The organism is Bacillus sp. C-3-6 (genome assembly GCF_054509685.1).
The window spans coordinates 3411594-3434365 of record NZ_CM137247.1; the positions used below are offsets into that span (position 1 = coordinate 3411594).

The following is a 22772-nucleotide window of genomic DNA, read 5'->3' on the forward strand; positions in this document are numbered from 1 at the left end:
GTTATTCCACCTCCGTCTCCATAATCATTTCATTTTCTAAAATATTTCCTTCTTCTTGCATACCAAACTGTACATTACGTTCAATCCATTTACGGCGCGGTTCTACTTTATCGCCCATTAATGTTGTAACGCGGCGCTCTGCTCTTGCTGCATCATCAATTTTCACGCGAATTAATGTACGCGTTTCAGGATTCATTGTTGTTTCCCATAATTGATCCGCATTCATTTCACCAAGCCCTTTATAACGTTGTAACATATAGCCTTTTCCAACTTTTTTCGTTACACCGTCTAATTCCTCATCTGACCAAGCGTATTCAATTACTTCACTCTTACCTTTTCCTTTACTTACTTTGTATAAAGGAGGGAGTGCGATAAACACTTTACCCGCTTCGATAAGTGGCTTCATATATCTGTAGAAGAACGTTAATAACAATACTTGAATATGAGCTCCATCCGTATCGGCATCGGTCATAATTACAACTTTATCGTAGTTAATATCTTCAACATCAAATTCATTTCCTACACCGCCGCCAATCGCATAAATGATTGTATTAATCTCTTCATTTTTAAAGATATCAGCAAGCTTTGCTTTCTCTGTATTAATTACTTTACCACGTAATGGTAATACGGCCTGGAAACGACGGTCTCGTCCTTGTTTCGCTGAACCACCAGCAGAGTCACCCTCTACTAAATACAATTCGTTTTTCTGAGGATTACGTGATTGTGCAGGTGTTAACTTCCCGCTTAACGTACCTTCTGATTTTTTCTTCTTCTTACCACTACGTGCTTCTTCTCTCGCTTTACGAGCAGCCTCACGTGCTTGCGCTGCTTTAACTGCCTTTCTCACAAGAAGTGTAGCTACATCCGGGTTTTCCTCTAAAAAGTAAGCTAAATGCTCTGATACAATGGCATCAATAGAAGAACGAGCTTCACTTGTACCAAGTTTCCCTTTCGTTTGTCCTTCAAACTGAAGTACTTCTTCTGGTACACGTACAGAAACGATAGCCGCTACACCTTCACGAATATCTGTACCTTCTAAATTTTTATCTTTTTCTTTTAATAATGAAACTTTACGAGCATACTCATTGAACACACGCGTCATTGCTGTTTTAAATCCAGCTTCGTGTGTTCCACCATCTTTTGTACGTACGTTATTTACAAACGAAAGAATATTTTCTGAGTAACCATCATTAAACTGGAATGCTAGTTCTGCTTCAATTCCGTTTTGTTCACCAGTGAAATATACAACCGGGTGAATTGAATCTTTTTCTTCGTTTAAATATGAAACGAAAGCTTCGATTCCTGTTTCATAATGAAATATATCTTCTAAATCATTACGTTCGTCTTTTATCGAGATTTTCATTCCTTTTAATAAGAATGCAGATTCACGTAATCTCTCACATAATGTTTCATAATTGTAATTTGTCGTGCTGAAAATCGTTGTATCTGGTTTGAAGTGCATTGTCGTACCAGACTCTTTTGTTTTCCCGATTTTCTCTAACGTCGTTGCAGGAACACCACCATTTTCAAAGCGTTGTTCATAAATGTTACCATCACGTTTAATTGTTACTACTAACCATTCTGACAAAGCGTTTACAACTGATGCCCCAACACCGTGTAAACCACCACTCGTTTTATAGCCACCTTGACCAAACTTACCACCTGCATGAAGTACAGTTAAAATAACTTCAGGTGTAGGTTTCCCAAGTTTATGCATTCCCGTAGGCATTCCTCGCCCTTTATCTATAACGCTAATACTATTATCTTTATGTATTACGACTGAAATTTCGTCGCCAAATCCCGCTAACGCTTCGTCAACGGAGTTATCTACTATTTCATATACTAAATGATGCAATCCACGGCTATCCGTACTCCCGATATACATACCCGGGCGTTTTCGAACGGCTTCAAGTCCTTCTAACACTTGAATCGCATCTTCATTATATTGGAACTGATGCTTCGCCAAACTCCTTGCCCCTTTCCTAATCCAAAATCAGAACATATGTTTCTATTATAGAATAACGCCTCGACTATAGTTTTGGCAAGTTATCTTATCTCTTTTATATACCATCTTCAATAGAAAAATCCTTGTTTTCTCACAAGGATTCCTCTAGGCTACTATTTCAGAAAAATAATCGTTTGTCAACGAGAAATGGATATGTATTCCAAGATTACACATTCCAAACCTTTATTATGATCCAAATGATCAAGATCCAAAATGGGATTACAAATAACAATCCCCAAAAACAGCCTTTAAAAAATCTCATGATGAACACCTCGTTCATCGGCCCTACTTATCTATAATGAGGGCTGAATCAATCTTTCTACTTTTAAATCTATACTATTTTGTCATCGCATGTTCTACTTTAATACAACGATCCATTATTACAGTATAGTCTTTTTCTTTTAAAAGTTTATATGTATCTTCATCTTGTACTCCTAATTGTGCCCAAAAAACATCTGCATCAATCTCTACAAATTCTTTTGCAACATCCATTAAAAACTCTGAGCGACGAAATACATTTACTATGTCAACGTGTTCCTTAATATCCTTTAGTGAAGAAACTGCCTTTTCTCCAAGCACCTCATCTACTGTTGGATTAACTGGAATAATACGGTATCCAGCATCTTGCATTGCTTTTGAAACCATATACGATGTACGTTCTGGCTTATCTGATAATCCAACAACCGCAATTGTTTTGCTTCTCTTTAACACTTCACCAATTTCCGTACGAGTTGGGTTTTCAATTGTCATAATTAATCCCTCCTATTCCTTTAGTATAGCCGATAAAGAAAGTCTCTTTCAATATGAAAGAGACTTTCTTTTATTTCGATTATTGATTCTTTGTAGCTGAATTATCTGCTAAAGTAGCCGATTTCGTCATTTTTTGACCGTTACGGTAGAATGTAACTTCTACTTTCTCGCCTACTTTTTTCTTTTCATATAAATATTTACGGAATTGAAGTGAGTTTTCTACTTTTTGATCATCTAATGCTACTACAATATCATATTGCTCTAAACCAGCTTTTTCTGCCGGTGATATTGGGTAAATTTTACCTAATACAACACCGTTTGTTACTTCTTTCGGTACTTTCAATTGATTGACTGCATAAGCTTGCACATCTTCTAACGAAACGACACCTACTCCAAGAGCTGGACGTTTTACTACTCCGTCTTTTTCAAGTGATTCAATAACTGGCTTTGCGATATTAATTGGTATAGCAAATCCAATTCCTTCAACTTCTTGCTGTGCAATTTTACTTGAATTAATCCCAATTATTTCACCATTTTGGTTAAATAATGCACCACCACTATTACCTGGGTTAATCGCTGCATCTGTTTGAATAACTTGTGCTTGCCAATCTGGTCGTTTATCGCCATCAATATCAACTGGAATTTCACGTTCTTTACTACTAATAATGCCTTCCGTTACACTTCCATCAAATCCTAGTGGGTTACCGATTGCAATTGCTTTTTCACCCGCACGGATTTTACTTGAGTCACCTAAAGTTGCAACTTTATTCACATTAGAGCCGTCAATTTCAACAACAGCTAAATCTAACCAAGGATCTTTCCCTACTAACTTTGCATCTACCTTTTTACCATCACTTAGTTTTACAGCAAGTTTATTTGCACCATCTACTACGTGGTTGTTTGTTACAATATATGCTTTATTTCCTGCTTTTTTATAAATAACACCTGATCCTGAACCAGCTTGTTGTTCTTGACCTGTCGGTTGCATTGCAAATGGATCAACACTTTGCTGCATATTAATAACACCTACAACAACGTCTTTCGCTCCTTCAATCATACCAGGTAAATCAGTTTCATTTTTCGCTTTATTTACAACAGGAACTACAGTACCTTCTACTTTTGAATCCGAACTAAATGATGATACTGGTGCTCCATTATTTTGAGCCCATGGCATATATGGTGCTGCAAAACTAATCGAAACCGCTCCGACTACAGCTCCCACTAAACCTGTGAAGAAATAGCCTTTTTTACTACCTGATTTTCTCACTTCTCTCGTTTCACTATGCTCTTCATTTAAATTTGGTCCGTCGTAATATCCCATGTTTTATTTCCCCTCTCTGGTGAATTCGTATTTTCAGTATAGTCACGTTTTGTGTCCTTCTTGTGAACTCATCGTGAAATCCAATTAAAAAAATACTCCTATCTAACATTGTAGACAAGAAAAGTATTTTTTGTACATTCTACCTTCAAAAGAGAGTATAAAATTGCCATTTCCCTAGGCTAAATTACACAAATCGTTCTAGATTATTCTTCAAATTTATAACCAACTCGAATAACAGTACCGATATGCTTCGCTTTATCTCCTAGCTTATTTCGAAGTTTTTTAATATGGGTATCAACCGTTCGGTCATCACCGTAATAGTCATATCCCCATAACTGGTCTAATAAATGTTGACGTGATAACACAATTCCTTTGTTCTCCATTAAATACACAAGAAGTTCAAATTCTTTATGTGTCAATATAATTTCTTCTCCATCTACTAAAACAGTTCTAGATAGACGATTCACTTCTATTCCAGCTAAAGACATAGCATTTTCTTCCGCTACTCCTACCGCACCATCCGCACGTTTCAATAACGTCTTTGCACGAGCTACTAATACTTTCGGGCTAAATGGTTTCGTTACATACTCGTCTGCACCTAATTCGAAACCTAGCAATGTATCATCCTCATCCGAACGTGCTGTCAACATAATAATTGGTACTGCTGATTCTTTTCTAATTCTTCTACAAACAGACCATCCATCTATTTCCGGTAACATAATATCTAACATAATTAAATCAATTTCATGCTCTGCAAATAACTCTAACGCTTTTTTCCCATCTTCTGCTTCGATTACTTCAAAGCCTTCATTACGAAAATAATCACTAACAATTTCACGTAATCTTCTTTCATCTTCAACAAGCAATACTGTTTTGTTCATATAATCTATCCCGCCTTTTTACTCTTTCAATCGAATAATACGTTGATTGGAGCTTCCGCGAAATGGAAGTGTTAAATCTTTTTCCTCAATTTCAAACCTTCCATCGACTAAAACATCCCCATAATGTAACAACTCTATCATATCATTATTTTGAGAACTCTGTATCTCTTCTAACGTATAACCTGTATACATCCATAGGTTTTTTTTCAAATCTTTCACGATTTTTGCTACCTTTTTCACTTCAGCAGCTTGAAAAAATGGATCTCCACCTGAAAATGTTACATCAGTTAATGGATTACTTGCAATCTCTTTCACAATTTCTTCTACTGTCATTTCCATTCCGTTGCAAATATTCCACGATTTCGGATTGTGGCAACCAACGCAACGATGCGGACAGCCCGCAAAAAACACGACTGTCCGCAATCCTTCTCCATCTACTACACTATCATGAATAATATTCATCACTTTCATTTATGTTTCACCCGATCTATCTCTTCACTACGTTTCGCACTATTCCACTTTGACATATCTCCTACAAGATAGCCTGTTATACGGCGAATTCTTTCTATATTAGCCTCATCTTCATTCCCGCAACTTGGACATTCATTCCCAATAACCCCGTGATAACTACAGCACTTACAACGGTCAACAGGATGATTAATTGAACCGTATCCAACGCCATGTTCTGCCATGGCTTGTACAATTTGTTTTAATGCCTTTTTGTTATGCATTGCTGCTCCGTCTAGTTCAATATACGTAATGTGTCCCCCGTTACATAGAGCATGGAACGGACCTTCTAAACGGATTTTATTTATCGCTTGAATGTTATAATAAACTGGAATATGGAATGAATTCGTATAGTAATTATGGTTCGTTATACCGCTAATCACGCCAAATTCTTCTCTATCTTTTTTCACAAACTTCCCTGATAATCCTTCTGCTGGAGTTGCAATTACTGAGAAATTCAGTTGATGTTCTTCTGTCGCTTTATCCATTCTATCTCTCATAAAGGAAATAATTTCATACCCAAGTTTCCATGATTCTTCATCTTCCCCATGATGCTTTCCTGTTAAAGCTACTAAACATTCCGCAAGACCGATAAAACCAATACTTAACGTCCCTTGTTTTAAAATCGAGGCTACGGAGTCTTCAGGATGCAATGTTTCTCCACCACGCCATACACCTTGTGAATATAAAAACTGAAAATCTCTTGCTCGCTTCGTACATTGATACGCAAATCTTTCTAATAGCTGCTTAATTCCTAAATCTAAATAGTAGTTTAGCGCTTCAAAAAATGCTTCTTTTGAACCACTAATTAACGCTAATTTCACTAAATTGATAGACGTAAATGATAAATTCCCTCTACCAATCGCTGTTTCTTCTCCATGTATATTAGACATAACACGGGTACGACATCCCATGTAACATACTTCACTTTCTGGTCTTCCATCATAATGCACTGCATTAAACGGAGCATCTAAAAATGAAAAGTTAGGGAATAATCGCTCTGCAGTTGTCTCTAATGCTAATTCAAATAAATCGTAATTCGGATCACTTTCTTCAAAATTCACACCTTTTTTCATCTTGAAAATTTGAATTGGAAAAATTGGTGTCTCTCCTTTACCAAGTCCAGCTTGTGTTGCTTTTAATAGTTGTTTAATTAACATTCTTCCTTCTTTTGATGTATCTGTTCCGTAATTAATAGAAATAAACGGTACTTGTCCTCCGCCCCTACTATGCATACTATTCGAATTATGAACGAAAGCCTCACACGCTTGATACGTATCATTTTCCGTTTCTTTCCATGCAAATTCTTCTATTTGTTCTTTCGTAAGCGGATATGATTGTAATCGTTTTTTATGTCTCTCAATTGTTTTTCGTACATAAGGTGCTAAATCAATATCAAAGAGTGCAAACGATTGACCGCCATGCTGCATATTTTGATTCGCTTGAAAAATAATAGACGAAAGAGCCAATGCACTTTTAATGTCTTGTGGTTGTCTCATATGTCCATGTCCAGTATGAAAACCGTTAGCAAGCATTTGCGCTAACGGAATTTGCGAACAAGTCGTCGTTCCTGTCGCATAAAAATCTAAATCATGTGGATATAATATATTTTCATTTATCGCTTTTTTCACTTGATCTGACAATAAACTCTCAACAGCATAATATTTTGCACTCTCAGATGCGAACGTTCCCATTACACCCATTGGAGAGCGGCCGTCTACATTTGCATTTTCTTGCATTAAATCTTGTTCATTGCCGTGGACTATCGTCTCGAACACTTTCATTAATTCTTCTCCACGTGTATTATTTTGTAACATTTATAACCCTCCACCAATATGTTGTTGTCTTTTGATTAAAATGTTACTACATATAGTCTTGCTGTTTCTGTGAGAAATGTAACATTACTGTGAAATTTTTTTCACGAAATAATGAATTTTTCATTTACAAAAAAGAAATGTGCTCTTTACAAATGTATGGTACAATATACGGGAAAAACTCTTTTTACCCTTTATCAACACATTTGAATAAAGGAGACTGAACTTATGGTTACTACATATCTTTTATTTATCGTTGCCTACTTGCTTGGCTCGATTCCATTTGCACTAGTTGTTGGAAAAATTGGCTACGGAATCGATATTCGTGAGCACGGGAGCGGTAATCTAGGCGGAACAAACACATTCCGTACATTAGGGAAAAAAGCAGGTTTTACCGTTACAATTGCTGACATTTTAAAAGGGACATTAGCAACAAGTCTACCAATGATTTTCGGATTAGATATTCACCCACTATGGTTCGGGTTAGCGGCTGTTCTTGGACATGTCTACCCGATCTTCGCGAAATTCCGTGGTGGTAAAGCAGTTGCAACTTCTGCTGGGGTGCTATTATGCTATTCACCAGTTGTTTTTGCAATATTGGCTGTTGTATTTTTCACCCTTTTATTTACAACAAGATACGTATCACTTTCTTCTATGGTAACAGCAGTTGTTGCTGTTATTGCATCCATTGTTAGCGGGGATAAAATCTTCATTATTGCGATGTGTTTATTAGCAGGTATGGTTATTTATAAACACCGTGCAAATATCGGACGAATTATAAATAAAACTGAACCAAAAGCAAACTTTTCAAAAAAGCAAAAATAAGATCGTAACCCACATAACGCAAAAAGAAAACGTGAAGCATATTAATAGCGTCTTTTTGCGTTATTTTTTATACTAAAGAAAAGCAACATAATTTGGAGGAACTATACATGAATCTTTCCGTAACAAAAGAAGCAGCACAATGGTATAAAAATGAATTAAACTTACAATCAAATGAAACACTACGCTTTTTCGTACAATACGGTGGTTGCAGTACTGTGCAAAAAGGACTTTCTTTAGGTATTCGTAAAGATGATCCTGCACATCCTGCTGTTCAAATTCAAGAAGAAGGTATTAACTTCTTTATTGAAGGCGATGATGAATGGTTCTTCGATGGACATAATTTATCTGTTACACTTAACGAAGGTGACGACTTCCCACAATTTAATTATGAAAAATAAAAAAACGTGGCTTCTGCCACGCTTTTTTATTTTTTCTTAATTTCCTCATATTTCGCATACCACTCAGGATATAACTTTTTAAATGATACAGGGCGGAACCCTTCTTTTTTCGCACAAATATTCGTCGTACTTGCAGTAATACAAAGTTCACCATCACCATTATATATTTCATATCCATATACAACGCGAAGTGGGCTCACAGTATCTACCCATGTTTTTACGATTGCTTTTTCTCCGTAACGCATCGCTTTACGGTATGAAATTTGTAAATCTAACACAGGAGAAATAATTCCTTCTTTCTCCATTTCAACATATGAAAAACCTAAATCTTGTATAAGTTTCGTGCGACCTAACTCAAGCCACACTAAGTAGTTTGAATGGTAAACAACACCCATTTGATCTGTTTCCGCATAACGGATTTCAACTTCATGTTCTGCTACAAACATATGTATATTCGCCTTCTTTCACTTCTGCTACCTTGCATACATTTAATCATAATACAGTGACATCAAAAATAAAATAAAAATAGTGAATCTTTTCCCGAAAGGAGCCAGCATATGATTCAAATTGTAACTGTTCGTAGTGGTGATAGCGTATATAGCTTGGCATCAAAATATGGATCAACACCTGACGAAATAGTAAAAGACAATGGATTAAATCCAGCTGAAACACTCGTTGTTGGTCAGGCACTTATCGTTAATACGAAAGGGAATAATTATTATGTACAGCCCGGTGACAGCCTATATCGAATTTCTCAAACATATAATGTCCCCCTCGCTAGTTTAGCTAAAGTTAATAATTTATCTTTAAAATCTATTCTCCATGTCGGACAACAATTATACGTACCAAAAGGCACAAAACGAGCTGTAGAATCCATCGCTTATTTACAACCTTCAACTATACCTATTAAAGAGAGTTTAGTTAATGCTACACGTGCCATTAATCCATTTTTAACATACTTAGCTTATTTTAGTTTTGAGGCAAAAAGAGATGGCACATTAAAAGAACCTACTGAAACAGCTAAAATCGCTAATATTGCAACGCAAGGTAAAACAATCCCTATGCTCGTTATTACAAATATTGAAAATGGTAATTTCAGTGCCGATCTAACATCGGTTATTTTACGCGACGCAACGATTCAAAATAAATTTATTACTAACATTTTGCAAACAGCTGAAAAATATGGCATGCGAGACATTCATTTCGATTTCGAAAGTGTAGCACCTGAAGACCGCGAGGCGTATAATCGCTTTTTACGAAATGTAAAAACACGCTTACCTAGTGGGTACACATTGAGCACAACTCTCGTACCGAAAACAAGTTCCAATCAAAAGGGCAAATTTTTCGAAGCTCATGATTATAAAGCGCAAGGGCAAATTGTTGATTTCGTCGTCATTATGACCTATGACTGGGGATGGCAGGGCGGGCCACCGATGGCGATTTCTCCTATCGGTCCAGTGAAAGAAGTACTTCAATATGCAAAATCTCAAATGCCTCCACAAAAAATTATGATGGGGCAAAATTTATACGGGTTTGATTGGAAGCTTCCATTTAAACAAGGAAATCCACCTGCAAAAGCAATTAGCTCCGTCGCAGCTGTTGCACTAGCTCGTAAATATAATGTTCCTATTCGTTATGATTTCACAGCCCAAGCTCCTCATTTTAATTATTTTGATGAAAACGGTGTACAACACGAAGTTTGGTTTGAAGATTCACGGTCTGTTCAAAGTAAATTCAATTTAATGAAAGAACAAGGTATAGGTGGTATTAGTTACTGGAAAATCGGTTTACCATTCCCGCAAAATTGGCGTTTACTCGTTGAAAATTTTACGATTACGAAAAAGGGCTGACAAAAGTCAGCCCTTTTTTTCATATTACTGCTAAAAACTCATCTTTCATTTCCTCACAAAAAAGAAGAATGATAACATTCTCCTTTTTAACCGTTATCAACAATCGGTTGTTTACCTGTTTGATCTTGCATTTGTTTCCCTTTATTTCCACCAGCTTTTTTCGATTGTGTTCCAATATGATTTGGTGCAAAGTCTTTTGAATTTTTTTTCGGATTACCCATTACTATCGCCTCCTTAACACTAGTATCGTACTAGTGTTAAGAATTATTCAGCTTGCTTAAAAAGTTTCATTTCATAACGTTTTTCGATGCGCTCTTCAATGCGATCAATTGCATCACGATCGCTTAATAATTGTTGTTTATTTTCATTTACAAGTTCTTCAAACGATTTACGGCGACTTCTTCTCATGTTGTTCACCCTCTCCTTCGCTTTCTTATTACATAGTATGAGCAAACGAAAAACTCTTTAATCAGATTTGTAAGAAAATTTTATGTTTTAGTACTCCTAAAAAAACTCCGTGTACAATATATTGCAACACTTACGAAATCTAGACACATATCAAAACACCTAAAGCATCCGCTGCAATTCACTTAGTACTTTTTACATATTTCAACAATCCGTTACCATTTCATCCATATCTTAATTCGAAAAATATTTTGACTTCCGAGCAAATATCCCTCGATTACTATTGGCTTTAGTTGTAATATCCTTACCGTATGCAATCCATCCTTTTTCATATATTAATTTAGTTCGTGCATTACGTATTGCTTCTTCAGTACGAGCTATACGTAAATTAATGTATGCTTTTTCTAATTTTTCCCTTCTAATTTTTTTAGACATATTTTTATAAAGTGTTCAAAATACAACAGATCGACTATTTCTGTTTATTGAACACATGAAATATACAAACTATAATAACAAATATAAATAACCAACACTATGTTGGTTAAAAAATAGGAGGTACAAAAATGAAAAACCAAGTATCAATAGTAGTTGAACATGAATTGAATAACGTAACACCAGAAATGATTGACTGGTGGTGGGATAATATCGATAACTCTGAACGATATAAACTATGGCACCCAGAAGAACATGTTGATTTTAAATGGTTAGTTGATCCTAAAGTGCATGGGCATGTAGGAGCCATATCAGCTTCAATTGAATCTGCTGGGGATGGACTAGAATTCCCGCTAAGAATTAGATGGGAAGACCCTAAAGATTGTCCTATAAATACACATTACAGTCATGTTTTAATGGGTTCATGTTTAGATGATCATGACGATGTAATTTCACAAGTAATACATCAATATGAAAAATTCGAGAACGGTACAGTAATGACTTCTACATTCATTTTCCCGAAAGGGTTACCACCATTTATTAATCTAAGTGGTTTATATAAACACAATGTAGAAGAAATGAGTGAGTTCAGTAATTTTTTACCAGAACTATTCAAAGAAAATTTGTAAGGTAACTAAACAAATTTTCTTTGAATAAGTGACTAACTAGAAAACAAATTAGCCCCCATCATTTTAGATATGACTAAAATGATGGGGGCTTTCAATATCAAACCAACCACATTACTTATGCTCAGTAATGTACTCTGCTCTTAAAATGAAAAACATCTCCGTCAAATTTACATACTTAGTATGCGAATTCAGAAGATGTTTTTTCCTGTACCACAATTCGGGTTCACTTCAAAATAGCACACGGAGTTTTTATACCATAACGTTTAAATACTCTTTCAACTTTTCATCTGCATTCATTTCATTTTCTTTATAATCATGAAGCGCCTGTAATACAAAATCATACTGTTCTAAAATATAACTTTCTAATTTCATAACATCCTCTAAGCTATTCAGCATAATTCTCGTATTACCAGCTTCACTATTTAACGCTGGTTCACATGTTAAGCTTGTACATATTTCTTTCACATCATCTTCTAATATCTCTGTTAATACATATTTCTTTCGCCCTTTTACCTTTAATCTCATAACTGGATAAAAAGCTTTTATATCTAAATAACTTCCTACATGCATACAACGTAGCCATTTTACATTACGTTTATTACGTTCAAGCATTTCTTTCACCGCTTCGTATACTACGGTTTCATCGAGTAAGACCTTATTTACTTTTCTCTGTCCTTCTTCTTCAATAGCTGCACACTTTTGATAAACAGCAGCACATGTAATACAATCGTCAAATGCATTATGGGAGCTTAAACGAATTCCAAGCATTCTTTTTAACGTTTCAAGTTTATGATTAGGCGCATGCTTCATGTATTTCTTTGCTAAAAATACAGTATCAATTACTTTATTTGTAGGTTCGGGCAGCCCAAGCATATTTACATTACTTTTCAAAAAGCGCATATCAAAAGAAGCGTTATGGGCGACAATAACATTTGTATGTAAAAATGCTAAAAATAAAGGTAACACTTCTTCAATCGTCGGCGCATCTGAAACACGATAATTAGTAATACCCGTTAAACTCGTTATTCGGTCCGGAATTGGACGTTCTGGATTCACATAGGAAACAAATTGATCTACTAGTTCATGATTACGATATTTCACTGCTGCAACTTGAATAATTTTATCATTATAAGGGTTAAATCCTGTTGTTTCAAAATCAATTACAACATAATCTAACGGTAAGGATATATTCCCCACTCCATACACTCCTTTATCTCTTAACAATTATATTTCTTTTATCATATCATGAAGCTTTCACTACTTGAAAAAGAAAAGGCAGAAATGGCTACTTTCCATCTCTACCTTTTCACCATTACTTTAATTTCGCAATCCTTTTTTCCATCTCTTTTTGCGTCATCGGCCCAATAAACTTATCTTGAATGACACCTTTTGTATCTATAAAGTACGAAGTTGGGATCGTAATTACTTTATACGCTGTCGTTACATCAATGTTCTTGTCCAATAAAACAGGAAAAGTAATTCCTTTTTCTTTAGCAAAATTACTTACCTTTTCTTCCCCCCCACCTTTTTCTGAAGGCGTATAGTTGATTGCTAAAATTTCTACGTTTTCTTTATGTTCTTTATAGAAAGCCTCCATATCAGGCATTTCTTGCTGACATGGTCCACACCACGTAGCCCAAAAGTTTAAAATTACTTTCTTTCCTTTTAAATCCGATAACTTTACATTTGTCCCATCTAACTTAGTTAACTCAAAGTCTGGTGCACTCTTCCCTATCTCAATACCATTCCTTGCGATAATCTCTTTCATCGCAGCTTCACTTTTTTCTTGCTTTCCTTGTACCGCCTGCTCTTTATTACCAAACTGTTCATAAGCTGCATATCCCGCTAAACAAAGTAACACTACAATAATCGTAAGCTTCCGCCACATTTTATATCACCCTAACGTATTTATCTTCTTTTAACACATTCATCAAAATGCTATATACCTTATTTTAGCTTATACGGACAAGCTTGGAAATATTCAGAGTCGAAATAATTAGAATATTCTTATTCAATGTGTGATTTTTTCCTTTTTATCATATAATTAGAAAAACAGATGAAATGTTGTTTATCTTCTTATGGGCCCATTCACCTTTTTACTTTCGTACTTATATAAACTTCAACAAAAGGGGGATTTTTTATGAATTCATTCGAAAAAATAACATTATATATTCTTAGTTTTCTTTTATATCCAATCGGTATTATTACATGGATCATTTCACTCTTTAGTAACGATCTTGAAAAAAAGAAAGTAGGACGTATTTGTCTCTACATTTCTCTAGTCTCATTCGCCCTTTTCTTAATTCTTGGAATTGCCACTTTCCTTATGACTGCTACTTTTAACGTAGATCTAAATCATTCAGAATCTATCCAATATCAAATAAATGATGTTGAATAAAGATAAGGTCACTGCTCTTATCTTTATTCACATCTCTTTCAAAATGAATGACTATTTATTAATTTTTCAGGACTTCCACATGCAACAATACTTCCTTCTCTCATTATGACAACACGATCCGCTAGTATCACTTTCTCTACATCATGTGTTGCCACAATTCTCGTTACATCTCTTCCTAGTCCTTCAATCATATTCCAAACAGTTTCTTGATTACTCGGATCTAACCCCGCAGTCGGTTCATCTAAAATAATAAGATTCGGATTTGAACCAATTGCTCGTAATAATGCAAGACGTTTTCTTTCGCCTCCTGAAAACTCTTCACCGCTTTTATGTAGCACAGTTTGACTCCCTTCAGGTAACCCTCTAATAATCGGCGTTGCATTTATAAGTTCACTATTTTTTTCTAACTGATTTTCTAAACCCTCTTCCCCGAAATACATATTCTCTGTTACCGTCGTTCGGAAAAAACGTGGTTCTTGCCACACTGTAGTCATTCGAGCCTTTTGACCATAATAAACAACACTACCGTTAGATGGTTTATACAAACCTGTCATTAATTTTAAAAGCGTTGTTTTTCCTGCACCACTTTCTCCGACAATGATAACGAATTCACCAGGATTAATTTGCAAATCAATATTATTAATTCTACATTTCTCTTCTTCACTCTCCTGAAATGAAACATTTGTTATTATCATCCCCATCGCTCTTTCTACATTACTATCTGCCACTCTTTTATCTAAAAAGGAAAAAACTCTATTTGCCGAAGCGACTGCAACTTGTGTCGTCATTAATAAATCGCCCACGTAACGGACTGGGAAAAAGAGCATTTCAATTGTAGCTAACACTGCAACAAGTGAACCAACTTCCATTTCCCCTTTCATTATTTTTTGTGCACCTACAATGAGAACAACGATATATGCTCCTGTTTCAATCACTGTTTCAACTACTCCAATGCAATGTTGCATCATCGTCTTCTTTACTTCCGATTTATAAGATTGTGCCGTTACTCCTTTAAATAAGCGAATGGCCCATTTTTCTTTTTGTAAACTACGTAAATCTTGTATACCCTTTACAAACTGTGACACCATCTCTACAACACTCGATTGATTTTTTTGAGCAATGCTTGCAATATCCCTTACCTTTCCTCCCATCAGTATTGGAACAATTGCACTTAAAAATAAAAACGGAGTTACCCACAATATAAACTGCAAATCTATATGTTGTAGTGCTATGAAAGCTCCAATAAATTGGGCAATAGCGTGTATATACTCTATTAATATAGAGCCATATAATCTGACCCAGTTCGGAATATCAGATACGACCAAAGTTTCTAACTCCCCTTGCTTAATCTTCTCACTCTCTTCAAACGATAATGAGAAATAGTGACGCAATAATTCTATACGTTTCGTTTGTAATATACGTTGACTGGCTTTTGAGCTTATATAATCAAATAAAAGATTGTTCGTCCACATTAAAAAGCGAATACCCGCAAACAAAGCTATATATAAATACGCACCTTTTAGCTCCCTTTGAATAAGATTGTCTACAATTAATCCCATGAAAATTGGGCGTGATAAATTTAAAATGGCAGCAATTATCCCACTACATACAGATGCCATTACTAATATTTTCTCTTTTCGTAACGGCAACAATATTCTTTTATATTCTTTCATGACGTTCCCTCCACTTTTCGTAGTAAAAAGAAAGGGATGAAACCATATGGTTTCATCCCTTTCCATAAAATAAGGAAGCTAACTATTGTTAGCTTCCTTATTTTTCATTTCAATTATTTAGTTCGACACTTTTGACTCTTCGATTTTCTCACGAAGAACCATTTGCAGAATACCACCGTGACGGTAGTAGTCAATTTCTACTTCACTATCGAAACGAGCTACTACTTCAAATTGTTTTTCGTTGCCATCTAAATCAGTTGCAACTACTTTTACAAGATCGCGTGGTCTAACTGATTTGTCGATTTGAATTTCAAATGACTCGTTACCAACAAGGCCTAATGTTTCAGCACTTTCGCCATCTTTAAATTGAAGTGGTAATACACCCATTAACACTAAGTTACTGCGGTGAATACGTTCGAAGCTTTCTGCGATTACTGCTTTAATACCTAATAAGTTAGTACCTTTCGCAGCCCAGTCACGTGAACTTCCCATACCGTAATCTTTACCAGCAACAACTAGAAGACCTGTTCCATCTTCTTTATATTTCATAGCAGCATCATAGATTGATGTTACTTCACCAGTTGGCCAATATGTTGTATATCCGCCCTCTGTTCCTGGTGCGATTTGGTTTTTAATACGGATGTTTGCAAATGTACCACGCATCATAACTTCATGGTTACCACGACGAGAACCGTAAGAGTTAAAGTCAACTGGTTGTACGCCGTTTTCTAATAAGTAGCGTCCAGCTGGTGTGTGCTTACCAATTGAACCTGCTGGTGAAATGTGGTCTGTCGTTACAGAATCACCAAATTTACCAACTATGCGTAAACCTGATAACGTTTCAACTTCACCTGGCTCTTTAGATAACCCTTCAAAGAATGGTGGGTTTTGAATGTATGTTGAATCATTATCCCAAGTATATAAAGCTTCGTTTGAAGTTTGGATTTCATTCCAACGCTCATTGCTATTAAATACTTGTGCATATTCTTTCTTGAATAGTTCAGATGTAACAACGCTTTGAACTACATCTTCAATTTCTTTAGCTGATGGCCAAATATCGTTGAAGTAAACAGCATTGCCATTTGCATCTTTACCGATTTCATCATTTTTCAGGTCAATATCAACAGTACCTGCAAGTGCATATGCCACAACAAGTGGTGGTGATGCTAAGTAGTTTGCTTTTACAAGTGGATGAATACGACCTTCAAAGTTACGGTTACCAGATAAAACAGATGTTACTAATAAGTCGTTTGCTGCGATTGCTTCTTCTAATTCTGGCGCTAATGGACCAGAGTTACCGATACAAGTCGTACAGCCGTAACCAACTGTTTGGAAACCTAATTGATCTAAATATGTTGTTAAACCAGACTTATCTAAGTACTCTGTAACAACTTTAGATCCTGGTGCTAATGATGTTTTTACGTACTCAGGTACTACAAGTCCTTTTTCAATTGCTTTCTTCGCAACTAGACCTGCCCCAATTAATACATATGGGTTTGATGTATTTGTACAGCTTGTAATTGCAGCGATTGCAATTGCACCTGTTTTCATCGTTACTTCTTTATCTTCTAATGTAACCTTCACTTCTTTATCGAACTCTTGCTCATTAAATCCAAGTCCTTGTGTTCCAACTGGTGCTACAACAGCTTTGTGGAACGCATCTTTCATATCTGAAAGTGGAATTAAATCTTGTGGGCGTTTCGGTCCAGAAAGGTTAGATTCAATTGTATTTAAATCAATTTCAACCAGATCAGTGTAGATTGGATCTTTACTGTCTGCTGTATAGAATAAACCGTTCGCTTTACAGTATTCTTCAACAATACGAATTTGCTCTTCATCTCTACCTGTTAAACGTAAGTATTCTAATGAAATATCATCGATTGGGAAGAATCCACAAGTTGCGCCGTATTCTGGTGCCATATTTGAAATTGTTGCACGGTCAGCTAAAGGCATGCTCTTTAGTCCATTACCGAAGAACTCAACAAATTTACCAACTACACCTTTTTGACGTAATACTTGTGTTACTTTTAATGCAACGTCTGTTGCTGTAGTACCACTTGGAAGTGTGCCAGTTAATTTCACACCGATTACTTCAGGTACTGGGAAGTATGAAGGCTGTCCAAGCATTCCTGCTTCTGCTTCAATACCACCAACGCCCCATCCAAGAACGCCGATACCGTTAATCATTGTTGTATGTGAGTCTGTTCCAACTAATGAATCTGGGTATGCAACTAAGTCACCTTCAGCATTTTTCACAGCATGAACAACTGGTGCTAAATATTCAAGGTTTACTTGGTGTACAATGCCTGTAGCTGGTGGAACTGCACGGTAGTTATCAAATGATTTTTGTGCCCAGCTTAAAAATTTATAACGTTCTTCATTACGTTTAAACTCTAAGTCCATGTTGAATGCAAGCGCGTCTGCCGTACCCGCTCTATCAACCTGTACAGAGTGGTCAATTACAAGGTCTACAGTAATTTCAGGATTAATTTTGTCAGGATCCCCACCCATGTCTGCCATTGCTTTACGAAGCGAAGCCAAATCAACAACAGCTGGAACACCAGTGAAATCTTGTAAAATTACACGAGATGGTTTAAATGGAACATCGATATCTTGCACATCTTTCGTTCCCCATTTCGCTAAATTTGTAACATGCTCTTCTGTGATTACACGTCCGTCTACTTGACGAAGTACTGATTCAAGTAAAACTTTCACGGAATATGGTAATTGAGATACGTTGCCAACCCCTGCATTTTCAAGCGCTTTCAAATCATAATAATGATACGTTTTTCCATCTACTTCAAAAGTTGCACGTGATTGAAATGGATTATGTTTGACCATTATGTTTCCCCCCTGTTAAACGTGACTGAGTTGTCTGAATATAAAATGTAGACAAACTTTTCAATACCTTACGATAATATCTTATTACAACTTTCTAAATAAGTAAATAATAAGAAACTTATAGATTATCATAAGTTTTCTTTATGTTTCTAAATTTGAATAGCTTTCATGCTCCTTATGAATACTATTATCATAAAGTAAAGTGCTCTATCAGCGGTTTACTTACAGTTCATACATACTATGAACTGCTCATCATTCAACATACAAAAAATGTTATAGAGGTGAAATAAAATGGGTAAAAGAAAAGCAAATCATACTATTTCAGGAATGAATGCTGCATCTGCACAAGGACAAGGAACTGGTTACAATGAAGAATTTGCAAACGAGCCTTTAACTCCAGCAGAGCGACAAAATAATAAGAAACGTAAAAAGAACCAGTAAAGAAAAATCCCAAAAGGTCTATTTTCCTTTTGGGATTTCTTCTAATGTTTATAACGTAGTAATTCCGAAACCGTTACAAATCGATAGCCCTGTTTTTTCAGCTCAGGTAAAATTTTTGCTAGCGCTGCTACCGTTTGACTACGATCATTCCCTCCATCATGTAACAATACAATATCGCCACTTTTAGCATTTTTCACTACATGATTTACAATGGATTCAACCCCTGGATTTGCCCAATCACGCGGGTCTTGATGCCACGACCATAGAACGGTTTGATAACCGGCTTCTTTCGCTGTTTTAAATACAGCATCGTTAATATATCCGCCAGGAGGACGGAATAGCAAAGGTTCTTTCACCCATTTTTCAAAAAATTTCTTTCCATCCAGAATGTCATTTTTCAATTTTTCATCTGATGAGTTATTTGCATACAAATGATTCATCGTATGATTTCCAATTTCATGCCCATCTTTTAAAACTTGCTTTACTAAGTATGGATTACGCTGAACTCGAAATCCAATCATAAAAAATGTCGCTTCCGCCTTATATTGACGTAATAAATCTAAAACTTGTGGTGTATACGTTGGATCTGGCCCATCATCAAATGTAATTGCAATAATTTTTTCATTATTAGGTACTTCCCATGTTACATAACCAGTTGGTTCTAACTCTTTTCTGAGCAACATTTTCGCTTCCACTTTTTCCACTTGAAATATATGTACTGCACATAGCAAAGAAAAAACTAATAGAAAAATTTTCTGTTTTAGCATAACGTTTACTAAAGCAGCAAGGTTGTCGAATAGACAACAACCTCATTTACTTTTCTAATTGATCTACATTTCGCATTATATTTTGGAGATTATTTTCATATTGCTCAAGTTGTGGACGTTGTGTTTCTGAAGCTACCTCTAGTGCATTTTGAATTTGTTCATATGCTTCCTGAACCTCTTGGCGTAACTCTTTTAAATCATGACCGTAGTTAGGGTCATTTTTCACAATATTATTAAATGCATTTTCTGCTTGTGTAACTCCTTGCTGTGCCGCTTGAAAGGCTTGTTGCTTATCTTTATGATATGGCATTATATAATCCCCTTTCTATAATTGTTAGTCCCCTTTATCTTTACCTTTTTTTCTAAAAACATTCTCGTATAAAATCGCCAACTTCTCTCATTCTAAAAAGAAAGAGGAGGTGTCATATACAATGGATAAAAACAACCGTGAATCAAAAGAAAAACAAGGACAACCTGAACCATTAAGCGGATCTCATAAAGTAAAAAACCGTAACCATTCACGCCAAAAAAAACATTCACATCATGATATGTAATAAAAACATTCACATACCGTGCACATTCAACATAAAATGTTTGTATTTCATCATTTATTCTTCACCTCTGTTTCATTCATGCATAACATGATATGAATTGATATTTTACGGAGGGTGTCTTACATGGGCAAGAAAAAGAAGAATTGTCTTTTTCATGTTGATGGTTTCGAAGAATGGATGGATCAATTTTGTTCCGATTCTTATAGTAACTTTAGCTTTCCAAATCAAATTCACATCGATCTTTGCGAAACCGAAGAAGAATATATTTTAGAAACAGATGTACAAAATGTCACGGAACAAAATGTACTCATTAAAAAGTTAGAGACAGGCCTAGCTATATGCATACTTCATAAAAACATTTCCTTACAACGAACAATCCCTTTACCTACTACTATCATTTATAAAAAGATGCTAGCCTGCTTAGAAAACGGATTTTTAGCCATTCATATTTCCAAAAATGAAGTTGCTGATAAGCATGAAAAAAAAGTTCTTTTTTCAAATTAAGAGTTAATATAATTCAAACTAAGCCCCAGTTGGTTACTGGGGCTTATGTTATTTCGCATGCATTTCTATATTAGAATTTCTATCATATCTTTTTTTCGATAAACCTTTTGTAACTAAAAGCACAGGAAATGCCACAGTTGAAAATATAGCTAGTGCTGAAAATACCGCAAACCCATTTTGGTACCCGTAGTAATCGAGAAGTACTCCTCCGAACCACGGACCTATTACTGCTCCAATTCCCGAAAAGCCCATCGCACCGAAGTATGTTCCTTTTAGATGCGCAACAGCAATATCATCAATAAATACATCCGTCATCGAAAACATTAAGACTTCTCCAATTGTAAAAATAATTGTACAAACGGCAGCACCTAGCATAGATTCTACTATTCCAAAGCCAAATAATCCCCCGCTCACAAATAAAGTCCCAACCATAATTGATGTTAACGGTGTATACTTTTTGCACATTTGAATAACAGGGTATTGGATCATCACTACAACAATTGCATTTAAAGCGAGCATATATGAGAATAGCTTCACCCCATCCTCAAATATATGTGCATTTGCAAAATATTGAGATACTGTCGTCGTTAAATGTGAAAAACCGCAATTACTCAAAATAATACCGACTAAAGCAACTAAAAATACTATATCTTTTCGCAATATACGTATTGCATTTAGCATTGTAACAGGTTTTTCTGTACTCAATTTCTTTTTTTCCATTGGATACTTCTTAAATTGGAACGCTAATATAGCTGTATATAGAATATATACCCCAGCTGCTACTAAAAAAGGAATTGTTGATTTTGCACTTCCAATCTGTAATCCAACAATTGGTCCAATTGCAACTCCAACATTTATTGCACCGTATCGTAAATTATAGACGAGTAACCGATACTCAGGCTTTGTTAAATCTGATAATAATGCTCTTGATGTTGGCTCAAAAAACGACCTACATAATCCATTTAAAGCGTTTAATAAAAAGAAACTTAAAACATGATCCGCAAGTGAAAAACCTATAAACACAAAAATCCAAACGATCATGGACCAGAGCATAATCGTTTTCCGGCCAAATCGATCTGATAAATTCCCTCCGATAAAACTAGCAAAAACACCAACAAGTGCACTCGTTCCGATAATAGCACCAGTCATTCCAGCTGATACACCTTTAACAGTCGTTAAATAAATCGCTAAAAAAGGGATACTCATTGAAGTTGCAAACCTAGCAAACAATGTCCCTAAAATAATACTCATTCCAAGCGGATGAATATGCTGTAACTTCCCCTTCATCGTTAAACCTACTCTCTCTATTTTCACAAAAAAAAGAAAGCAAAGGATCTGCTTTCTTTTCCTTTTTCTATACTTGAGCTGTTGATACCCGAGTTGTTCTCGTTATGTCCATATCAATTCCATATGTGAACTGTAATTCTTTACACACATCTTTAATTAAGATTGCGACATTATACTTTTCATTAAATTGTAAAACTATGTTTTCTACTTCTTCATATGTATATTTATATTCCCCTGTAATGACACTTTTTAGATCAAAGCATTCGTTAATACAAAGTTGTACAAGTAGCTGGTCATATTTCTCTATTACATCTTCTTTCTTCCAAAGTAACTCTTTTACATATAATCGATCAAACTTCACACTTTCTCGATTACAATCCGTTAAAATCCGGGTCATTTCGTTTAATTCTCGATATAATTCGGAAATATTTCTACTTAAACTAAGCAGTTTATCTACGCCGTTTTCATATAACATATTTATTCCACCCCC

At 35.5% G+C, this 22772-nt stretch carries 25 protein-coding genes; 8 read left to right on the forward strand and 17 right to left on the reverse strand.

All coding sequences use genetic code 11. The features are described from left to right. Position 1 precedes the first annotated feature (1 nt). From parE to ACW0JX_RS17425, 6 genes are all read right to left on the reverse strand, one after another. Positions 2-1966 carry a DNA topoisomerase IV subunit B gene (gene parE, locus ACW0JX_RS17400; RefSeq protein WP_001062197.1) on the reverse strand — a complete coding sequence of 655 codons (1965 nt, stop codon included), beginning with the start codon at positions 1964-1966 and terminating at the stop codon, positions 2-4. Between the two features lie 375 nt (positions 1967-2341). After that, a complete protein-coding gene (locus ACW0JX_RS17405) occupies positions 2342-2755 on the reverse strand; it encodes a CoA-binding protein (protein WP_000151397.1) in 414 nt (137 codons plus the stop codon). 79 nt (positions 2756-2834) lie between these two features. After that, positions 2835-4076 (reverse strand): S1C family serine protease, encoded by a 1242-nt coding sequence (locus ACW0JX_RS17410; protein ID WP_000542643.1) that lies wholly within the window; start codon positions 4074-4076, stop codon positions 2835-2837. A 203-nt stretch (positions 4077-4279) separates the two neighbouring features. Continuing rightward, entirely contained in the window at positions 4280-4957 is a 678-nt protein-coding gene (locus ACW0JX_RS17415; protein ID WP_001044679.1) for a response regulator transcription factor, read from the reverse strand. A gap of 18 nt (positions 4958-4975) precedes the next feature. Continuing rightward, positions 4976-5428, reverse strand: coding sequence for an anaerobic ribonucleoside-triphosphate reductase activating protein (gene nrdG, locus ACW0JX_RS17420; protein WP_098127240.1), 453 nt, complete (start codon positions 5426-5428; stop codon positions 4976-4978). Beyond that, entirely contained in the window at positions 5425-7281 is a 1857-nt protein-coding gene (locus ACW0JX_RS17425; protein ID WP_098127241.1) for an anaerobic ribonucleoside triphosphate reductase, read from the reverse strand. The genes nrdG and ACW0JX_RS17425 overlap by 4 nt, the downstream gene beginning before the upstream one ends. 225 nt (positions 7282-7506) lie before the next feature. Between ACW0JX_RS17425 and plsY the strand changes: the two genes are divergently transcribed. Together plsY and ACW0JX_RS17435 are read left to right on the forward strand one after the other, a co-directional pair. Beyond that, positions 7507-8103 (forward strand): glycerol-3-phosphate 1-O-acyltransferase PlsY, encoded by a 597-nt coding sequence (gene plsY / locus ACW0JX_RS17430; protein ID WP_000258974.1) that lies wholly within the window; start codon positions 7507-7509, stop codon positions 8101-8103. Positions 8104-8210: 107 nt separating this feature from the next. Continuing rightward, positions 8211-8501: a HesB/YadR/YfhF family protein gene (locus ACW0JX_RS17435; RefSeq protein ID WP_001054453.1), complete on the forward strand. Its 291-nt coding sequence runs from the start codon at positions 8211-8213 to the stop codon at positions 8499-8501. A gap of 26 nt (positions 8502-8527) precedes the next feature. On the opposite strand, the gene ACW0JX_RS17440 is transcribed toward ACW0JX_RS17435, so the two are convergent. Then, positions 8528-8947: an acyl-CoA thioesterase gene (locus ACW0JX_RS17440; RefSeq protein WP_000495812.1), complete on the reverse strand. Its 420-nt coding sequence runs from the start codon at positions 8945-8947 to the stop codon at positions 8528-8530. Between the two features lie 111 nt (positions 8948-9058). Between ACW0JX_RS17440 and ACW0JX_RS17445 the strand changes: the two genes are divergently transcribed. Further along, positions 9059-10351, forward strand: coding sequence for a glycosyl hydrolase family 18 protein (locus ACW0JX_RS17445; protein ID WP_000614855.1), 1293 nt, complete (start codon positions 9059-9061; stop codon positions 10349-10351). An 86-nt stretch (positions 10352-10437) separates the two neighbouring features. Here ACW0JX_RS17445 and sspN read toward each other — a convergent pair whose 3' ends face one another. Next, entirely contained in the window at positions 10438-10572 is a 135-nt protein-coding gene (gene sspN, locus ACW0JX_RS17450) for an acid-soluble spore protein SspN (protein WP_000527987.1), read from the reverse strand. Positions 10573-10615: 43 nt separating this feature from the next. Continuing rightward, positions 10616-10759, reverse strand: coding sequence for an FbpB family small basic protein (locus ACW0JX_RS17455; RefSeq protein ID WP_001254699.1), 144 nt, complete (start codon positions 10757-10759; stop codon positions 10616-10618). A 560-nt stretch (positions 10760-11319) separates the two neighbouring features. On the opposite strand from ACW0JX_RS17455, the gene ACW0JX_RS17460 reads away from it, so the two are divergent. Then, positions 11320-11817, forward strand: coding sequence for a DAPG hydrolase family protein (locus ACW0JX_RS17460; RefSeq protein WP_000795982.1), 498 nt, complete (start codon positions 11320-11322; stop codon positions 11815-11817). 249 nt (positions 11818-12066) lie between these two features. On the opposite strand, the gene ACW0JX_RS17465 is transcribed toward ACW0JX_RS17460, so the two are convergent. Together ACW0JX_RS17465 and ACW0JX_RS17470 are read right to left on the reverse strand one after the other, a co-directional pair. Continuing rightward, positions 12067-13014, reverse strand: a complete 948-nt coding sequence (locus ACW0JX_RS17465; protein WP_048655766.1) for a 3'-5' exonuclease — start codon at positions 13012-13014, stop codon at positions 12067-12069. Between the two features lie 115 nt (positions 13015-13129). Continuing rightward, positions 13130-13705: a TlpA family protein disulfide reductase gene (locus ACW0JX_RS17470; protein WP_000269086.1), complete on the reverse strand. Its 576-nt coding sequence runs from the start codon at positions 13703-13705 to the stop codon at positions 13130-13132. A 252-nt stretch (positions 13706-13957) separates the two neighbouring features. Here ACW0JX_RS17470 and ACW0JX_RS17475 point away from each other — a divergent pair, with 252 nt between their 5' ends. Further along, the gene (locus ACW0JX_RS17475) at positions 13958-14215 is read left to right on the forward strand and encodes a hypothetical protein (RefSeq protein WP_095690386.1); all 258 of its coding nucleotides are present in this window, start codon (positions 13958-13960) and stop codon (positions 14213-14215) included. A gap of 38 nt (positions 14216-14253) precedes the next feature. On the opposite strand, the gene ACW0JX_RS17480 is transcribed toward ACW0JX_RS17475, so the two are convergent. Together ACW0JX_RS17480 and acnA are read right to left on the reverse strand one after the other, a co-directional pair. Beyond that, complete coding sequence (locus ACW0JX_RS17480; RefSeq protein WP_095690385.1) at positions 14254-15888, reverse strand: ABC transporter ATP-binding protein; 1635 nt, start codon at positions 15886-15888, stop codon at positions 14254-14256. A 117-nt stretch (positions 15889-16005) separates the two neighbouring features. Beyond that, on the reverse strand, positions 16006-18729 hold the full coding sequence (gene acnA, locus ACW0JX_RS17485; protein WP_000238555.1) for an aconitate hydratase AcnA: 2724 nt from the start codon (positions 18727-18729) through the stop codon (positions 16006-16008). A 291-nt stretch (positions 18730-19020) separates the two neighbouring features. Here acnA and sspO point away from each other — a divergent pair, with 291 nt between their 5' ends. After that, entirely contained in the window at positions 19021-19170 is a 150-nt protein-coding gene (gene sspO / locus ACW0JX_RS17490; protein WP_000518057.1) for an acid-soluble spore protein SspO, read from the forward strand. 41 nt (positions 19171-19211) lie between these two features. Here sspO and pdaB read toward each other — a convergent pair whose 3' ends face one another. Together pdaB and ACW0JX_RS17500 are read right to left on the reverse strand one after the other, a co-directional pair. Further along, positions 19212-19937 (reverse strand): polysaccharide deacetylase family sporulation protein PdaB, encoded by a 726-nt coding sequence (gene pdaB, locus ACW0JX_RS17495; protein WP_141241000.1) that lies wholly within the window; start codon positions 19935-19937, stop codon positions 19212-19214. 46 nt (positions 19938-19983) lie between these two features. Further along, complete coding sequence (locus tag ACW0JX_RS17500) at positions 19984-20247, reverse strand: hypothetical protein (RefSeq protein ID WP_001146295.1); 264 nt, start codon at positions 20245-20247, stop codon at positions 19984-19986. A gap of 121 nt (positions 20248-20368) precedes the next feature. Here ACW0JX_RS17500 and ACW0JX_RS17505 point away from each other — a divergent pair, with 121 nt between their 5' ends. After that, a complete protein-coding gene (locus ACW0JX_RS17505; protein ID WP_000360249.1) occupies positions 20369-20491 on the forward strand; it encodes a small acid-soluble spore protein P in 123 nt (40 codons plus the stop codon). Positions 20492-20614: 123 nt separating this feature from the next. Next, the gene (locus tag ACW0JX_RS17510; protein WP_000516758.1) at positions 20615-20995 is read left to right on the forward strand and encodes an Hsp20/alpha crystallin family protein; all 381 of its coding nucleotides are present in this window, start codon (positions 20615-20617) and stop codon (positions 20993-20995) included. A 48-nt stretch (positions 20996-21043) separates the two neighbouring features. Here ACW0JX_RS17510 and ACW0JX_RS17515 read toward each other — a convergent pair whose 3' ends face one another. After that, positions 21044-22282, reverse strand: coding sequence for an MDR family MFS transporter (locus tag ACW0JX_RS17515; protein ID WP_048655769.1), 1239 nt, complete (start codon positions 22280-22282; stop codon positions 21044-21046). A gap of 67 nt (positions 22283-22349) precedes the next feature. Continuing rightward, positions 22350-22757 carry a hypothetical protein gene (locus tag ACW0JX_RS17520; RefSeq protein ID WP_000965149.1) on the reverse strand — a complete coding sequence of 136 codons (408 nt, stop codon included), beginning with the start codon at positions 22755-22757 and terminating at the stop codon, positions 22350-22352. Positions 22758-22772: the final 15 nt, after the last annotated feature.

What these genes read in the sequence shown, in the direction of transcription:
- ACW0JX_RS17405 (WP_000151397.1), bottom strand. Translation starts at nt 2,755, where the DNA reads ATGACAATTGAAAACCCAACTCGTACGGAAATTGGTGAAGTGTTAAAG.
- ACW0JX_RS17410 (WP_000542643.1), bottom strand. Translation starts at nt 4,076, where the DNA reads ATGGGATATTACGACGGACCAAATTTAAATGAAGAGCATAGTGAAACG.
- ACW0JX_RS17415 (WP_001044679.1), bottom strand. Translation starts at nt 4,957, where the DNA reads ATGAACAAAACAGTATTGCTTGTTGAAGATGAAAGAAGATTACGTGAA.
- nrdG (WP_098127240.1), bottom strand. Translation starts at nt 5,428, where the DNA reads ATGAAAGTGATGAATATTATTCATGATAGTGTAGTAGATGGAGAAGGA.
- ACW0JX_RS17425 (WP_098127241.1), bottom strand. Translation starts at nt 7,281, where the DNA reads ATGTTACAAAATAATACACGTGGAGAAGAATTAATGAAAGTGTTCGAG.
- plsY (WP_000258974.1), top strand. Translation starts at nt 7,507, where the DNA reads ATGGTTACTACATATCTTTTATTTATCGTTGCCTACTTGCTTGGCTCG.
- ACW0JX_RS17435 (WP_001054453.1), top strand. Translation starts at nt 8,211, where the DNA reads ATGAATCTTTCCGTAACAAAAGAAGCAGCACAATGGTATAAAAATGAA.
- ACW0JX_RS17440 (WP_000495812.1), bottom strand. Translation starts at nt 8,947, where the DNA reads ATGTTTGTAGCAGAACATGAAGTTGAAATCCGTTATGCGGAAACAGAT.
- ACW0JX_RS17445 (WP_000614855.1), top strand. Translation starts at nt 9,059, where the DNA reads ATGATTCAAATTGTAACTGTTCGTAGTGGTGATAGCGTATATAGCTTG.
- sspN (WP_000527987.1), bottom strand. Translation starts at nt 10,572, where the DNA reads ATGGGTAATCCGAAAAAAAATTCAAAAGACTTTGCACCAAATCATATT.
- ACW0JX_RS17455 (WP_001254699.1), bottom strand. Translation starts at nt 10,759, where the DNA reads ATGAGAAGAAGTCGCCGTAAATCGTTTGAAGAACTTGTAAATGAAAAT.
- ACW0JX_RS17460 (WP_000795982.1), top strand. Translation starts at nt 11,320, where the DNA reads ATGAAAAACCAAGTATCAATAGTAGTTGAACATGAATTGAATAACGTA.
- ACW0JX_RS17470 (WP_000269086.1), bottom strand. Translation starts at nt 13,705, where the DNA reads ATGTGGCGGAAGCTTACGATTATTGTAGTGTTACTTTGTTTAGCGGGA.
- ACW0JX_RS17475 (WP_095690386.1), top strand. Translation starts at nt 13,958, where the DNA reads ATGAATTCATTCGAAAAAATAACATTATATATTCTTAGTTTTCTTTTA.
- ACW0JX_RS17480 (WP_095690385.1), bottom strand. Translation starts at nt 15,888, where the DNA reads ATGAAAGAATATAAAAGAATATTGTTGCCGTTACGAAAAGAGAAAATA.
- acnA (WP_000238555.1), bottom strand. Translation starts at nt 18,729, where the DNA reads ATGGTCAAACATAATCCATTTCAATCACGTGCAACTTTTGAAGTAGAT.
- sspO (WP_000518057.1), top strand. Translation starts at nt 19,021, where the DNA reads ATGGGTAAAAGAAAAGCAAATCATACTATTTCAGGAATGAATGCTGCA.
- pdaB (WP_141241000.1), bottom strand. Translation starts at nt 19,937, where the DNA reads ATGCTAAAACAGAAAATTTTTCTATTAGTTTTTTCTTTGCTATGTGCA.
- ACW0JX_RS17500 (WP_001146295.1), bottom strand. Translation starts at nt 20,247, where the DNA reads ATGCCATATCATAAAGATAAGCAACAAGCCTTTCAAGCGGCACAGCAA.
- ACW0JX_RS17505 (WP_000360249.1), top strand. Translation starts at nt 20,369, where the DNA reads ATGGATAAAAACAACCGTGAATCAAAAGAAAAACAAGGACAACCTGAA.
- ACW0JX_RS17510 (WP_000516758.1), top strand. Translation starts at nt 20,615, where the DNA reads ATGGGCAAGAAAAAGAAGAATTGTCTTTTTCATGTTGATGGTTTCGAA.
- ACW0JX_RS17515 (WP_048655769.1), bottom strand. Translation starts at nt 22,282, where the DNA reads ATGAAGGGGAAGTTACAGCATATTCATCCGCTTGGAATGAGTATTATT.
- ACW0JX_RS17520 (WP_000965149.1), bottom strand. Translation starts at nt 22,757, where the DNA reads ATGTTATATGAAAACGGCGTAGATAAACTGCTTAGTTTAAGTAGAAAT.